This window comes from Lentilactobacillus kefiri (assembly GCF_009739535.1).
Classification (GTDB): domain Bacteria; phylum Bacillota; class Bacilli; order Lactobacillales; family Lactobacillaceae; genus Lentilactobacillus; species Lentilactobacillus kefiri.
The window spans coordinates 1,123,110-1,137,316 of the sequence record NZ_CP029971.1; the positions used below are offsets into that span (position 1 = coordinate 1,123,110).

Here is a 14,207-nt window from a genome sequence, read left to right on the forward strand (position 1 = left end):
ATATGAATTCCATTGATCCAAATGATTTATTGAAATTTGGTACTGCTGTTATTGCTGCAAAAGCGCTTAAGGAACCACTAGATACTTTAAACGACCTTTGGTTTAACATCTTTGGGTACAGAGTTAAGAAAGCACGAATCAAACATGAATTTTATCTAAAAGAATACAAGAATGAATTAGAGGCTAATTTACAAGCGATACCAAGTGATAATATTCAAAACCCAAAACTGTCAATTCTAGGGCCGGCTTTGGATGCATCTCAGTACTATATTGATGAGCCTGAGCTTAGAAAGATGTTTGCAAAAGTTGCAGCGGGGGCATTTGACAATTCTAAAAATAATAAGATACATCAGTCGTTCGTTCAATTTCTGACGGAGATGTCTTCGAACGATGCTAATTTACTTAAGTATATTTCGGGAACTCGAGAACATGCTGTACAGGGCATCACAATGAACGTAGGATCACAAATTCCTATTATGGAAATGTCATATACAGACGGAGCAATGGAAAATGGACACCGGTCGAATATCTTACCCTCTGTTGTGACCGAGGTGTTATCAAGTCCTGGGGTTAAATTCTCATATAGAGATGGACAAGTTAGTATGGATACCTTGTTAAGGATGAACCTAATAGAAGTAGATTCTTATAGTCTTGTAAAATGGGCAGGGAAACCGCTTGACGAGGTGTTTAGGGTTAATGACGCTATTGATGATTTTCAAAAGGATCATAATCAAGCGATTGACGATTTAAAAAAACAGTTACAACCAGCGGAGTCAAAGCAAATTGATGAGAACACAGTTGAAATTGAAGTTCAAATACCAACGGATACTCCAAATAACTTAAAAGATGCACTTGGCCACCTGCAGAATATGCGATTGAATAAAACATTCAGAACCGTATCTTTAACAGCTATTGGTAAAAACTTCTGTGAGATAGTTTTTGGTCAGAATTTCAATTAGCGAAATATACTAAACAATTAAGGCATAAATTCAGCAAATCAGAGCATCCTTTTGAGGATGCTTTTTTAATTAAAAAATAAATGCAAAACACAAGACATTACACCCCATATACGGTATTATATCAATATAAGTACAAAATACTTTTATTTTATCTAGTAACAGAAAGAAGGAATACTCATGCGCAGTAAAGATAAAGTTCTGGGCGTGCTTTATGGTCAGGCCATTGGTGATGCAATGGGAATGCCATCGGAACTGTGGCCGGTGGAGAAGATCCGAGATCAATTTCATGGCAAGATCACCACTTTTCTTGATGGGCCTGATAATAATGATATAGCTAAGAACTTCAAAAAAGGCCAGTATACCGACGACACCAATCAGGCACTTGCAATACTGGATGGACTAATTGAAAATAATTGGCGGCCTGATTCAAAGATTTTGGTAAAGCATATCATGGCTTGGGCAGAGTCTGTTGGTGCCTGGGAGAACAATATTCTTGGACCGAGCAGCAAAGCAGCGTTAACAGCTCTTAAAGATGGTAAGGATCCACGTCCCATCACGGATCAGGCACTAACTAATGGTGCTGGAATGCGGATTTCACCAATTGGTGCATTATTTAATCCAGAAGAATTGGAGCGATTGGTTCACATGGTCTTTGAGATAACTAAGATTACTCATTCTAGTGACGTTTCAATCAGTGGGGCCTCCATGATAGCTGGAGCCGTAACAGCTGCCATGGCAGATCAAAATTGGGATGACGTGATTGATTTTGCGCTACGAGCTAATGATGTTGGGTTCAAGTTTGGCGCACCAACATGGGCAGCCAAGACACGTGACCGCCTTGAATTGGGCATCAACATTGCTCAAAAAGACAAAGGTTCAGATGAAAAGTTCAGTCAACACATTTACAACTTGATCGGTACGGGAACAATGATTTCTGAGAGTATTCCGGCAGCTGTTTCAATAGCATATTATTGTCGAGATGTGCAAAAATGTGCGTTGATGTGTGCCAACCTTGGTGGTGATACAGACACAATTGGTGCAATGGCAACCGCAATATGTGGTGCAAAAAATGGTAAAGTATCGATCCCATCAGAATGGATCAAACTGGTTGATCAGCAAAATCCTCAGCATGATTTCAATGAGTATGCGGATAAAATTTTACAATTCAAATAACAAATTATGGGGTGAAATTCATGGATGATAATATTATTAAGATTCCAGATTCAGAAAAGACATTAACTGCTGGCAAACTTTTCTACAATTGGTTTGCTGCCAATATCGGTATTATGGGATTTGTATTTGGCGCAATGATTGTTAGCTATCATTTATCATTTTTTCAAGCCATTATTGCATCGTTTGTTGGGGCATTGTCTTTCGCAATCCCCGGTTGGGTTGCCATGATCGGCCAAAAGGAGGGTGTAACAACCTTCAAATTAAGTCGGGCAGCGTACGGAACTCATGGCAACAAAATTCCTAACGCAATAGCCTGGTTCAATATGGTGGGTTGGCTTGCGGTCAACGTGATTACAGGAACTTTGTTGCTGGTATCATTATTCAATATTATTAATGTGAAAAAGTCTTCAGTTACGACAGCCATTGCGCTTGCCATCTTTGGCGGGTTAGTAGTTCTATCTGGTTTATTGAAAGAAGCCACGTTAGCAAAAATTCAAACTTGGTTAAGTTGGATATTTGGGATTCTAACAGTTTTGATTCTTGTATTGTTTCTTATTAAAGCAAAATGGCAGGAAGCATTTAGCCTTCCATCTGGAAGTTGGATTACTGGTGTTTTGCCTGCTGTCAGCATTGTTGCTGCTGGATCCGGAATTTCCTGGTCAATGGCTGCCGCAGATTGGGGAGCCTACGTTACCGAGAAAACGAAACCATCTGCCACTTTTTGGAATACTACGATGGGCGGAGCAGTACCATTGTTTGTGTTGATGGCTGGAGGAGTGTTGCTGAGTACAATTGAGCCTTCATTGGCAACGACTGGAGATCCATTTGGCGTTATGTATTCGGCACTACCTGCATGGATTGGTCCAATTTACTTCCTTGTTGCTGCTGGGGGTCTGATTCCGCAATGTATTATTTCATTTCGTTCTGCACGGATTAACTTGGCAACAATTGGTATTAATGTCACCCAACGGACATCTTTGATTATTCATGGTGCCATTGTATTAGCGATTCCAATCTATGTATTGTTCATATCAGGTAACTTTCTCCGTAACTTTGAGTTGTTCTTGAACTTCTTAGGGATTTGCTTGGCAAGTTGGGTGGCAATATTTTTGTGCGATAGTGTGATGTTCAGATCAAAAGGTTATGATATTAGCCTACTTGAAAATGATTCAAAGACTCATTTTAATTGGCGTGGAATTATTTCCTGGATATTGGCCACAACAACTGGATTCTTATTCACTAACAACGCTGTCTGGGATGGTCCGTTTGCACATGGTATCTTTAGAAATAATAGTTTAGGCGTCTTTATTTCAGCAATTATTGCGATTGTTTGCATGCTTTTATGGAAGGTTGTCGTTCCAAATAAGAAGGTGGCATAAATGAACAAAACATTAGTGATCGGTGCAGCATTTGTTGACGTGTTGATGGATGTTCCGAATTTACCAACAACTGGTGAAGATGTAAGTGGCAAGCTACGGGCGAATATTGTTGGTGGTTCTGCTTTTAACGTTTATGGTGCAATTAAGTATGCTGAACAGGATGTAGATTTATTTGTTCCGATTGGCAAGGGACATTATGCTGATTTGGTATCAAAAGATATGGTTAAAAAAAGTATCAAACCCCTTCTAAAAGTTGATGGTGCAGATAATGGTTGGGATATTTCATTTGTGGAGCCGGACGGTGAAAGAAGTTTTTTGACTGTTAATGGAATTGAACAGCTTTGGCAGCCTGATTGGTTCAAAAAAATTAATATTTCTGATTATGACGCGTTTTATATTAGTGGTTATGAAATGGAAGATGAAAAAGCTGCACGTGTCATTTTGGATGCATTGGATAAACGAGAATCTAGTGCTGTTGTGTTATTTGATGCTTCACCACGGATTGAATATATTTCTGATGAGACAATTCAGAGATTGTACGATAATCATGTTATTATACATTGTAATGAAGACGAAATTGATCATCTGGTTCCTGGGGTTAGCAGCTTAGAGCTGAAGTGTCGTCAGTTATTTGAAAAAACGCACTCGCCCGTTATTTTGACGCTTGGTAAACAAGGTGCCTATCTTTGTGAGGGTAAGTATTCACAGATGATCCGTTCTATCAATGTTAAAGTGGTTAATACGCTTGGAGCGGGTGATACGTTCTGTGGTGGTTTTCTGGCTGGATTGAGTCAGGACATGAGTGTTCAAGAAGCTGTTCAGGAGGGAAATGAGATTGCTGGACTTGTTGTTGGTCAAGACAGTGGGAGCTTATTGGACAGATAGTAGAATATTTGTCAGTAACAAAATAAATCAGCCAAAATTTTCCAGAATCCGTAATTGTCATTTGACTGGGAAGTTGAGGCTGATTTGTTTGGAGCGATTTTAAAGCTTATTGCTACAAATGTACATTAATCGTGGCTGAAACATTCAATAAAAGTTCGCATTGCCATAACTTCAAAAGAATACTATCATTAGGACGTGGATTTTAGGAAAATCTGCTTTTTAATACTATTTGGAGGGGTTTTATGAGAAATAAGAAGATACTTCGTTATGCAATAATTGGGGTTGCATCTGCCTGTGTTGCCATAGCGACATTTGATAATGGGGATTCAAAGGTTATTACCTACCCAAAAAGTGTAACGGTTCATGCTGCCGTGAAACAAACTGTCACTGATAATTATGCTCGCGATGATATTCAATCCATATTCAGTGCAATCCAAAATTCGTCAGATCCTGTAAAAACGGATAGAGTACTAACTGACGAATATAATAAGTTGTCGAAAAATTTGACAACACTTTACGCTGCACCTATTACATATCAACCAGGTTACAATGCGGATTATGGCCCTGCACATGCGATGACTATTGCAGATGTTCTTCATGAAATGAGTTTTTCGCCTCAAAATATTGATCAGAACTATGATTCATATTTGGAGGCTGGGGGTGAAAATCTTTCAAATGATGGCAAGTCAGCAGGTATGGGGGACGCTTCATTAGATAGAAATGGAGCCGAAATTATATATAATCGATTTATCAACCGCCTTTCACCAGCAAATCAGTTAAACGTGAAAACGGTTTGGGAACATGTTCAAAAAGATGACACATATGAGTCATTGGAGAACGATCTTTCTTCGTTATACCAGGCAATTGCGGATGGAATTAGTGCCTGGGGTGAAAACGTAGTAGTTAAAACTAACGCCGACTCTGATTCACTTTATACCATTAAGAATGATAAAAAGGCTCATAATCAATACATTGCTCTATATATTCCACAAGAAAAAATTAAGCAAGTCATTGGTCGTGCTTACAAGCTTTACAAAAAGAATAGGAAAGGAATTATCAAATCCAATATCTCGGTTTATATATTTTACGTTTTGTTTGCAACGTATAATTCAGAGAAAGGCCAAGACTTGCAGAAAGATACAACTGACGGAATAAGTGCTGCACATTATTATGATTACGAGTATGTTAAATCTTCTGGTGGGAAGACTACTTATAACCAGGCAATGCGGTTTCTTAAAAGGGCTTATTCCTATCGTGGCAGACAAAATATTGCCATCAAGGGATATTATTTTAACCATAAGCATCCAACTTTGAAGCTTAGCAAATGGGACGGATATATAACGGATAATAATTTGAAACTGAAATATAATCCTTTTTAAGGTGTTGAATAAGATAGGTTAGCAAATATGCAACCCTACTTAATTCGTGTTTGACATTGTTAGTATTTCCTAATCATGCTTTTTTACCCAACCTTTACCCCAAATCAACAATAAATTTACCCACCCAATGTATCCTGAGCATGTAGGAATCTTGCATTCCACAGGCCATATACATTGGGAGGGTATTTTATGTTTTTTACAAAACATTCACAATTGATGAAGCTGATGGCAGGTTCCTTTACCGTCATTTTGACTGGTTCTGCATTGCTCACTAGTCAAGAATCCGTCCAGGCAAAATCACAGGCATCTACCAAGCTTGAGAAGTTGCTTGCACCGCACAAAGCCAGTTACGGCTACTATGTTGATCAATATCTCTTAAATCGAAAAGAAAATGATTCGCCGGATACTAATCCATCGACGGCATTATTTAATAATACATTTGCTAAGTTCTATAAGGGAGATGGCACTAAGCTAAACCCCAAGATTCTTCAAGAAAATATTGATAAATCAGTTAAAATTTCTGAAAATGTCACACCAGCTGAAGAACTCCGGTCATACATCACTGATCGGCAGGACAGTCCTTATGATGTGATTCGAGGATTGGGGCCATACGCTGAGGCTTTCATTGAGAACTCGAACGCCAAGACTCTGTTCTATAATTTACCGACTAGCGAATTGCCAGCTGACACCAAGGATGATCCAGGATCAGGCATTACTTGGGCTGATGAAAAATCCAAGTTGGGGTCAATGGTTGACTTGGTGGATACGACTGCACTTTGGTATTATTCCTCATCTGGAAACGCCAAGCAGTTCTACAAATACATTCGGCCCTTCCGGCAAGATCCGCGTGTGCAGGTCAATCCGTATTTGAAAGCGGCTTTTGATGCCACACCTCAGAACGATTATGATTTTCCAAGCGGTCACACAACCCAAGCCTGGGAGACCGGTTTATCGATGGCCTACGCCTTTCCAGAGCGTTTCCAACAACTGGTTACCCGATCATCTGAAGTCGGCTATGATCGAATCCTGGTGGGTCGACATTCACCTCTGGCAGTTATGGGTGGCCGAATCTTGGGAACAGCGGTTGCTGCATCTGTTTTGAATAATTCGCAGAATAAATCAATTGCTAATAAAGCTTATCAGAATGCCCAAAGTGTCTTATTGCATTCAAAGGTTACCAAATCAAAGGATGATTACAAGAACTACCAGACTAATTTGAAGAACTTTGAATACCGCATGACATATGGTTACAAGCCAATCTCTTCCACCAAGGAAAAGATGTGCGTACCAAAGGGTGCCGAAGTTCTCATTCAAACCCGTTTTCCATATTTGAACGCTACCCAACGTCGAGAAGTTCTATACACAACCGGATTTAAGTCAGGCTACCCAATGGGCCAAGATACTGAGGGCTGGGGCCGATTGGACTTGTTTAAAGCAGGTGCTGGATTTGGCAGCTTGCTGGGAAACACAACGGTTAATATGAATGCAAAACGAGGGGGATTCGATGCTAGTGATACTTGGCGCAATAATATTTCTGGTAGTGGTGCGCTGATTAAGAAGGGAACTGGAAGTTTGACTTTGGAGGGCGCCAACTCTTATAAAGGTGGAACGTTTATCAAGGACGGCACGATTATCGCTGCCAATAAAGATGCCCTGGGATCTGGCAATCTTAAGTTGAGTGATGGAACTTTGAAGCTATCTACCAAAGCTGTGAGTGTGAAGGGCAATTATACTCAAGGCAAAAAGGGCACAGTCAGGGTTAATGGTAATAGTCGAATTGTTGCCAAAGGGACTGGCCGTCTTGGTGGTAAATTAGTGATTAACTTGAAGTCTAAACCGTCTAAGAAACATGTGCTGTTTAAGTTTAGCTCACGACATGGTAAGTTTGCTCACGTTACAGTTTCTGGTGGGTATAAAGGCTGGCATGTGGCTTATACGAAGAATGGTGTTGAGTTGGTAAAATAATCAAAATATGTAAAAGCGAAGGAAGACTGATTGTATGATCAAGTCTTCCTTCATTTTTGTATGTTTGTTGGAGTACCTTAAAGTTGAATGATTTGGTTGATTAATTTTTGACCTCGCTCATTGATGGTTGTAGGATTCCATTCAGGATAACTGGTAAGATCTTTTGTTAACATCACAAGAGAGTCTTTGTATCCATTGTTTCTATTGGGTTCTCCAGATTTTTTCATCTGAAAATTCGAATTTTTCAGTGATGAATTATCTGGCCCATACCAAAGCGTCAAATTTCCTAACTGCCATAGAGAATTTTTGAAATTTATGTCATCCGCTGACGTACAACCCCAGTCTGAATAATCTTTAGGAACTTGTGGCATTATATGATCCAAGTGTATTTTGGAGTTGGTGGGAAGTAGGTCTCCACGTTCCTTACTATTGTTGAAAGTGTTCTCGATGATACGTAGCAGTGCTTTGGCAAACTTTTCGTCTTTACTGAAGTCAAAGCTTTCCATTGCACTTTGTATTTTTTTATCGGTTAATCGTTCAGTAATCGCATGCTCGTTCAAATAGTCTATCGAATCACCAATATCCCGACTCTGAACAATTTTTGATGCCTCTTGCGCGAATAACTTTTCTAACCAATTGGTTCCCCCACCAACAATTTTGTTTCGTAGAAGAATCCTTTGTATCATTGAAAGAGCGGTACTAAATTCCTTTTGGGTTGCTTCAATCTTGAATAGTGCGAGCACCATTGGATAATAAGCGTGAAAGTTAAGGGCGTTGAGTTCGTTAATGATGGTGACTGATTTATTTCCAATCTGGTCTGTAAATGAATCATCAATTGGATTTACACCATTGAGCTCTGCAAATTCATCGGATAGTTTTCCGATATCATATGAAAAAGTTAATATTCCACTAACATCATTTTTAAATTCATCAAGGACTTTCCGATATAAGTTTCTTTTAGTTGCAAATTGATGTTGAGAATTCCAAAGATACCGGATGTAATCAGTTAGGTCTTCTGTTTGGAGATTTTGTTGGGCTAACTGCCAACTATCTTTTAGTCTGGTTCCTTCAGTTTGTGTACGAGCCCGACCAAAAAAGTTACTCTTAATTAAGTCCGCAGAAGTTAGATCTTTTCCACGGGCATTTAATGTTTGAAATATTTGAAATGCGTTTACTTCATCTGATGTCAATATCTCTATTACAAAAAAGTGATTGAGTAAAGTATTGTACAAACGCATAACGGTGTCCTCAAGTCGTTCATTACTATTTTGAGAGCTTTTTATAGATTCAAGAATTTGGTTATACGCATGTGCCATGATATTTTGAGTCGGCTTTGTGCCCTTTTTTCTAGTGTCCCTTTTTTGTTTTACGTCTTCAACTTTTTTAAAGTCTTTAGGTGTTTGAATTTCTTCTCGGAAAAAGTTACTGCCTTCTCCTTTTTGTAAAAGCCGTAAACTGCTGTCATCCGTGGTATCGCCTATATAATCCTCAATAATTTTTACAACTGTTCGGCTATTTTTGTCTACTGGCCCCTTGGAGATTGCTGCCAGTAGATCACGAACAACTGCTAAAAAGATGGTAATTGTTGTCAGTCTTTGTTGTCCATCAATTATTTGTTCGCGAGGATTATTATCGTTCTTATCAACAGCAACTATGGGGCCAAAAAAGTATTCAGATGTTTCTTCACGATGGCTTTCGTCCTCGAGATCGTTAATAAAATCTCCAACTTGGTCTTGCTCCCACGAGTAGCCACGTTGATAGTCAGGAATTGTTGCTCTTAAATCCTCTAAATAATTTTTAATGTTTTTTCTTGAAGGATAGAATTTTACCATTACATTATCTCCCCAATGCTTTATTTAATTCATAATATCCTTATTATACTATAATATTTACTTAATTTTTGATCGTTTAAAAGACGATTTTATTTTCCAAATACATTGTGTTTGCATCTAAACATAATTTAGTTGGAATTACATCTTGTATAACCTTTTACTAGATGATAAAATTACCATGCAAGCGTTTACAAAGCTCTTAAAGATTGGAGAATCGCGATGGAAAAACAGAGGAATTCATTATTTTGTTGGGTAGGTATTTTGTCTGTTGCTTTGGTGCTTGGAATAACAGGGTTTGCAACAAATTCGACAACTGTTAGTGCCAAATCTAAATCGAGCCAACAGATACCAGTACAGTTTTTAACCGTGAACGACATCCATGGTGGGTTGCAGACGACTGGTAAATTCGTGATGGATCAAAAAACGGTCACCAATGCTGGTGGATTAGCACGGTTAGGCGGCTATCTTGATCAATCCGAGCAGCAATTTAAAAAAGCAAATAAAGGCGGGGTTACGGTTCGTCTCCAGAGTGGTGACATGGTTGGAGCAAGCCCTGCAAACTCCGCCTTGTTGGATGATGGACCAACTTTGGCATCGTTAAAGGCCATGCATATTCAGATCGGCGTGCTTGGCAATCATGAATTTGATCATGGTATTGGTCAATTTTTAGTAGAAACTAAAGGCCAGACGCCGTCAACTGCAAGTCTCAAGAATCAGCAGCAAATTCAAGCAATTAAGGATTATCCATTTGTTAATACTGGCATGAAGATGCTGATTGCCAATGTTTTGGATAAAAACACTAACAAGATACCAACAGGATACAGCCCTTATTATATTAAGAAAGTCACTGATCCTAAGACCAAGCAATCAGTTAAAGTTGGTTATATTGGTATTCTCAATACTAATTTACCAGGGATTGCCAAGAACTATACTTTACTGGATGAAGCAACAACCATTGCGAAATATGATAAGGTTTTACGTCATAAAGGTGTTAAAGCAATTGTTGTTCTCGGACATACAGGTGCCGTGACTCAGAATGGTAAGACAACTGGAGATGCAGTTAACGATATCAAAAAACTTGATAAGATTGATCCGCACAACAGCGTGGATATTTTCTTTGCTGCTCACAGTCACCAGTATGCCAATGGTATTGTAAACGGAGTTCCTGTTGTTCAAGCTGGCTTCCAAGGCAAGGGTTATTCAGATATTACCGGCAAGTTAAATGTAAAGACTAAAGACTTTGACAAGAAGAGTTTGAAGGCGATGGTTAAGCCGGTATATTCACTTGCTGATGATCCAAAAGCAACCTTTAAGAATGACCAATCATTCTACACAATTTCCGATATTATTAATATGGCTAATCAACGAGTGGCACCAATTATCAATACTCCTGTAGGTTCCATTCAGGGCGGGAAAACGATCAGTAATGATTTATCAGCCAATAAGGAATCTGCAGCTGCATATGTCGTGGTTGATGCACAAAGAAACGTTGCAAATAAAGAAGGCCACAAGACTGACATTGCTGTCACCAGTAATGATTCCATCAGAAGTGCAATGGTTGCGGATGGAGCTGGCAAAGTTACATTAGGAACTTTGTATGACATGCAGCCTTATGGGAATAGTCAACCGATTGTTGAAATGACTGGCCAAGATATTGTGGATTTATTGAACGAACAATACACTAAAACGCAGTTGTACTTCTTACAAATTTCTGGTCTGACGTATCATTTTAAGCCCGCAAGTAATGGCAACCAAATTGCTGAAGTGTCTGATGTTCAAGTTGATGGAAAGGATATTGACCTAGGTGGAACATACCGTGTTCTTACCAATGATTATCTTTCAACCGGAGGCGATGGATATTCTGCTTTTACCAAGGGCAAGATTGTTGATAATGCTGGCCAAGATATCGATTTATTAACCAGCTATATGCAAGATAATAGTCCAATTCCAGTTCCACAATTAAATCGCAAAATACAAGGATAAATTAAAGGGGAAATTACAATGAAACTTTCAAAAACATTAGTTGCCATCATAGGTACAGTTGGAATGGCAGGGGTATTTGCATTTTCAATTCCAACACAAAGCATCAACGCATCGGCCAAAGCAACCACCAAAAAGGCTGTTAAAACAAAGCCCGTAACTATTTACCTAACTCGTCACGGTGAGACTACCGGGAATGTTATGGGGAGAGTCCAAGGCTGGAGTGACTTCCCATTAACTGCTAATGGCGTGAAAGTTGCTGATCAGTTGGGCTATGGCTTGAAAGGGATTAAGTTCAAGTATGCATATGCAGGTAATCTCACTCGTCAAGAAGTAACTGCTAAGGAAGCTCTTAAATATTCCGGTAACAAGAATGTTAAAGTCAATATTTCGAAGTTTTTGCGTGAAGGTGGTTACGGAAGCTTCGAAGGTGATAGTATCGCTGCTGACAATGATAAGATTGCCAGTGTTTATGGATACACTTCCGGTGCAGAATTCCAGAAGGCAACCGGATCCAACTATTGGAACCAATTACAAGATGCATATTACACTTTGGATCAAGAAAATTCACAAAATACTAAATTAGTGAGTGGTGATCGTGCAGAAAGTGCGGCAATGGTCCAAACTCGAATGACTAATGAACTGAATACAATTGCAAAACGTACCCTTAAAAATGGTGGCGGCAATGCTTTAGTTGTTAGTTCAGGGATGTCCATCAATGAGTATCTTTCTACAATGGCACCAAATTATACCGGTGCAGCAATCCCTAATGCTGCTGTAACTAAATTGGTATACAAGAATGGTAAGCTCAGTGTTAACGGTCCAATTGCCTCACTTGATTATGTTAATAAGGGTGCGCAACTAATGAAATAATATGTACCCTTAATTAAAGTGCGATTCCCCCGATCAATAGTTATTTATTGATCGGGGGAATTCTTTATCACTATAAATTCAAACTGCGTTTATGAAAGTAAGCCGGTTACTGAGACAATTTTTAAGAGCGGTTAAAATAAGATAAACATCATAAAGAAGACAATGAACTGAACCCCTTGAATTTGTTTTTTCCAATTCAAGGGGTTCAGTTATCTGATCAGTGACGACCTTTTTTTCTTCGTTTGTATTTATTATTAATTATCGAATTTATTGTACCGTCTTAAAATTATTATTTGCTTTATTAATGCGCTGCAGATTTGAATTCATTTGGTTGTTAACTGAATTCAATGTGCTGTCAATATTAGCACCTTCATAAGTTTGCTCCATTGCGGTTTGCTCCAGTTGTCTGGTATATTGCATCCCTTCCATTAACAAACCAGAGTTGGCATTGTTTGGCTTGACCGTTGAAAGTTGTTCAAATGGCACTTTTGCCTCTGGGTACTTGGCATATAGGTCTTTTAAAGTTTTAGTATTTTCGGCGTTTTTGTTGATGGCCATATAACCGGTTGCTTTCTGCCATTTGGCTTGTTCTTCTGGCTTAAGGGCGTATTTGATAAATTCAAATGCACCATTTTGAACGTTTTTTGATTTGTCCTTTCCAATCCAAAGAGAAGCACCGCCAATGCTGACACCATTTCTTTTGACGCCATCTGGATGAGGAAAATAAGAAATTCCCAATTTAAGTTTGGGATTGACTGTTAACTGGCTGATGTAGGCAGATGTATTAAAGAAGATTCCGACTTTACCTGACATAAAACCGGCAATTTCGTTTGCTGCAGCATTTGATCCGGAACCATAATTCATGAAATCTTTGGCGTGGATGTTTTCCTGCAGCCACTTAAGATATTTTTGAGAGGTGGGATTGTTCAAATTAATTTTGTCTGGGGCACCAGCATGACCATCTTGATGGTTAACCAATAATTGATGGGCATTGGCCAATGCTTCTTCCATTAGCCAACCATTAATTTCCATGGTCATTCCCTTGACCTGATGATGTGAACGTTGGTACAGCTCTTTAGCAGTCTTAGTGATTTCACTGTAACTTGGTGACTTTGACGGAGTTGGAATATGGTACTTTTTCAGCAGGCTGGCATTATAGTACATAACCGGTTGTGAGATGTTGAAAGGCATTGATAACTGTTTACCGTTGTTTGAGAAGAATGCCTTAGCAGCGGGAGCAATCGGACTCATATCATAGTGTTCTTTGGTAATAAACTTTTGAATAGGTGTTGCATACTGGGTATGCATTATCTGAGCAGTGGAGATATCAAAAGATTGAAATAGTGCTGGTGAGGATTTTGAACCATGAGTTTGAATAATTTTTTGGACGGCTTCATCATAAGATCCCTCATATTGAGGAACAACCTCGTATTTGTTCTGAGAATTGTTAAAATCAGTGACCATTTGATCCAACGCGACTTCTGCAGGTCCACCCATTTCATGCCAAAAAACAATTTTAGTTCGTCCAGATGCGGCTGCGGTTTGCTTATAAGCAGAAGAAACAACTGCGGCTCCGAAACAAAGAAACACAGCTAACCCCAGACTGATCCAGTGATTCCTGATAAACTTCACAATATTACCCAACAAATATACCTCCCTTAGTTAAATACGAATTACGATTATAATTATCGAATATCTTTGTAAATTTGATCGTTAAATCCTGTAAAGATATGGTAAATAAAAAGGTTCTTGAGTTGTCCCCTTGGGTTCAAAAAGCCTAAC

General features: G+C 39.0%; 10 protein-coding genes. 8 read left to right on the forward strand and 2 right to left on the reverse strand.

Going from position 1 to position 14,207, the window contains the following annotated elements; genetic code table 11:
- Positions 1-2: 2 nt before the first annotated feature.
- The 6 genes from DNL43_RS05435 to DNL43_RS05460 all read left to right on the forward strand — a co-directional run bounded on the left by DNL43_RS05435 (position 3) and on the right by DNL43_RS05460 (position 7,740).
- Entirely contained in the window at positions 3-959 is a 957-nt protein-coding gene (locus DNL43_RS05435) for a DUF4393 domain-containing protein (RefSeq protein WP_056982876.1), read from the forward strand.
- Between the two features lie 177 nt (positions 960-1,136).
- Entirely contained in the window at positions 1,137-2,132 is a 996-nt protein-coding gene (locus DNL43_RS05440) for an ADP-ribosylglycohydrolase family protein (protein WP_056982874.1), read from the forward strand.
- Positions 2,133-2,152: 20 nt separating this feature from the next.
- Positions 2,153-3,511, forward strand: a complete 1,359-nt coding sequence (locus DNL43_RS05445) for a purine-cytosine permease family protein (protein WP_057961377.1) — start codon at positions 2,153-2,155, stop codon at positions 3,509-3,511.
- Positions 3,512-4,396, forward strand: coding sequence for a PfkB family carbohydrate kinase (locus DNL43_RS05450; RefSeq protein ID WP_056982873.1), 885 nt, complete (start codon positions 3,512-3,514; stop codon positions 4,394-4,396).
- Positions 4,397-4,638: 242 nt separating this feature from the next.
- Positions 4,639-5,775 carry a hypothetical protein gene (locus tag DNL43_RS05455; RefSeq protein ID WP_056982871.1) on the forward strand — a complete coding sequence of 379 codons (1,137 nt, stop codon included), beginning with the start codon at positions 4,639-4,641 and terminating at the stop codon, positions 5,773-5,775.
- A 189-nt stretch (positions 5,776-5,964) separates the two neighbouring features.
- Positions 5,965-7,740, forward strand: coding sequence for a phosphatase PAP2 family protein (locus tag DNL43_RS05460; RefSeq protein ID WP_156645019.1), 1,776 nt, complete (start codon positions 5,965-5,967; stop codon positions 7,738-7,740).
- Between the two features lie 77 nt (positions 7,741-7,817).
- On the opposite strand, the gene DNL43_RS05465 is transcribed toward DNL43_RS05460, so the two are convergent.
- Positions 7,818-9,572, reverse strand: a complete 1,755-nt coding sequence (locus DNL43_RS05465; protein ID WP_056982869.1) for a DUF262 domain-containing protein — start codon at positions 9,570-9,572, stop codon at positions 7,818-7,820.
- A 219-nt stretch (positions 9,573-9,791) separates the two neighbouring features.
- Here DNL43_RS05465 and DNL43_RS05470 point away from each other — a divergent pair, with 219 nt between their 5' ends.
- Positions 9,792-11,555 carry a bifunctional metallophosphatase/5'-nucleotidase gene (locus DNL43_RS05470; RefSeq protein WP_056982867.1) on the forward strand — a complete coding sequence of 588 codons (1,764 nt, stop codon included), beginning with the start codon at positions 9,792-9,794 and terminating at the stop codon, positions 11,553-11,555.
- Positions 11,556-11,573: 18 nt separating this feature from the next.
- Positions 11,574-12,425 carry a histidine phosphatase family protein gene (locus DNL43_RS05475; RefSeq protein WP_056982865.1) on the forward strand — a complete coding sequence of 284 codons (852 nt, stop codon included), beginning with the start codon at positions 11,574-11,576 and terminating at the stop codon, positions 12,423-12,425.
- 267 nt (positions 12,426-12,692) lie between these two features.
- Here the strand turns inward: DNL43_RS05475 and DNL43_RS05480 are convergent, their stop codons facing one another.
- Complete coding sequence (locus tag DNL43_RS05480; RefSeq protein WP_370444188.1) at positions 12,693-14,069, reverse strand: ABC transporter substrate-binding protein; 1,377 nt, start codon at positions 14,067-14,069, stop codon at positions 12,693-12,695.
- Positions 14,070-14,207: the final 138 nt, after the last annotated feature.

Coding starts and splice junctions, on each gene's coding strand:
- DNL43_RS05435 (WP_056982876.1), top strand. CDS start 3: ATGAATTCCATTGATCCAAATGATTTATTGAAATTTGGTACTGCTGTT.
- DNL43_RS05440 (WP_056982874.1), top strand. CDS start 1,137: ATGCGCAGTAAAGATAAAGTTCTGGGCGTGCTTTATGGTCAGGCCATT.
- DNL43_RS05470 (WP_056982867.1), top strand. CDS start 9,792: ATGGAAAAACAGAGGAATTCATTATTTTGTTGGGTAGGTATTTTGTCT.
- DNL43_RS05460 (WP_156645019.1), top strand. CDS start 5,965: ATGTTTTTTACAAAACATTCACAATTGATGAAGCTGATGGCAGGTTCC.
- DNL43_RS05455 (WP_056982871.1), top strand. CDS start 4,639: ATGAGAAATAAGAAGATACTTCGTTATGCAATAATTGGGGTTGCATCT.
- DNL43_RS05445 (WP_057961377.1), top strand. CDS start 2,153: ATGGATGATAATATTATTAAGATTCCAGATTCAGAAAAGACATTAACT.
- DNL43_RS05465 (WP_056982869.1), bottom strand. CDS start 9,572: ATGGTAAAATTCTATCCTTCAAGAAAAAACATTAAAAATTATTTAGAG.
- DNL43_RS05475 (WP_056982865.1), top strand. CDS start 11,574: ATGAAACTTTCAAAAACATTAGTTGCCATCATAGGTACAGTTGGAATG.
- DNL43_RS05450 (WP_056982873.1), top strand. CDS start 3,512: ATGAACAAAACATTAGTGATCGGTGCAGCATTTGTTGACGTGTTGATG.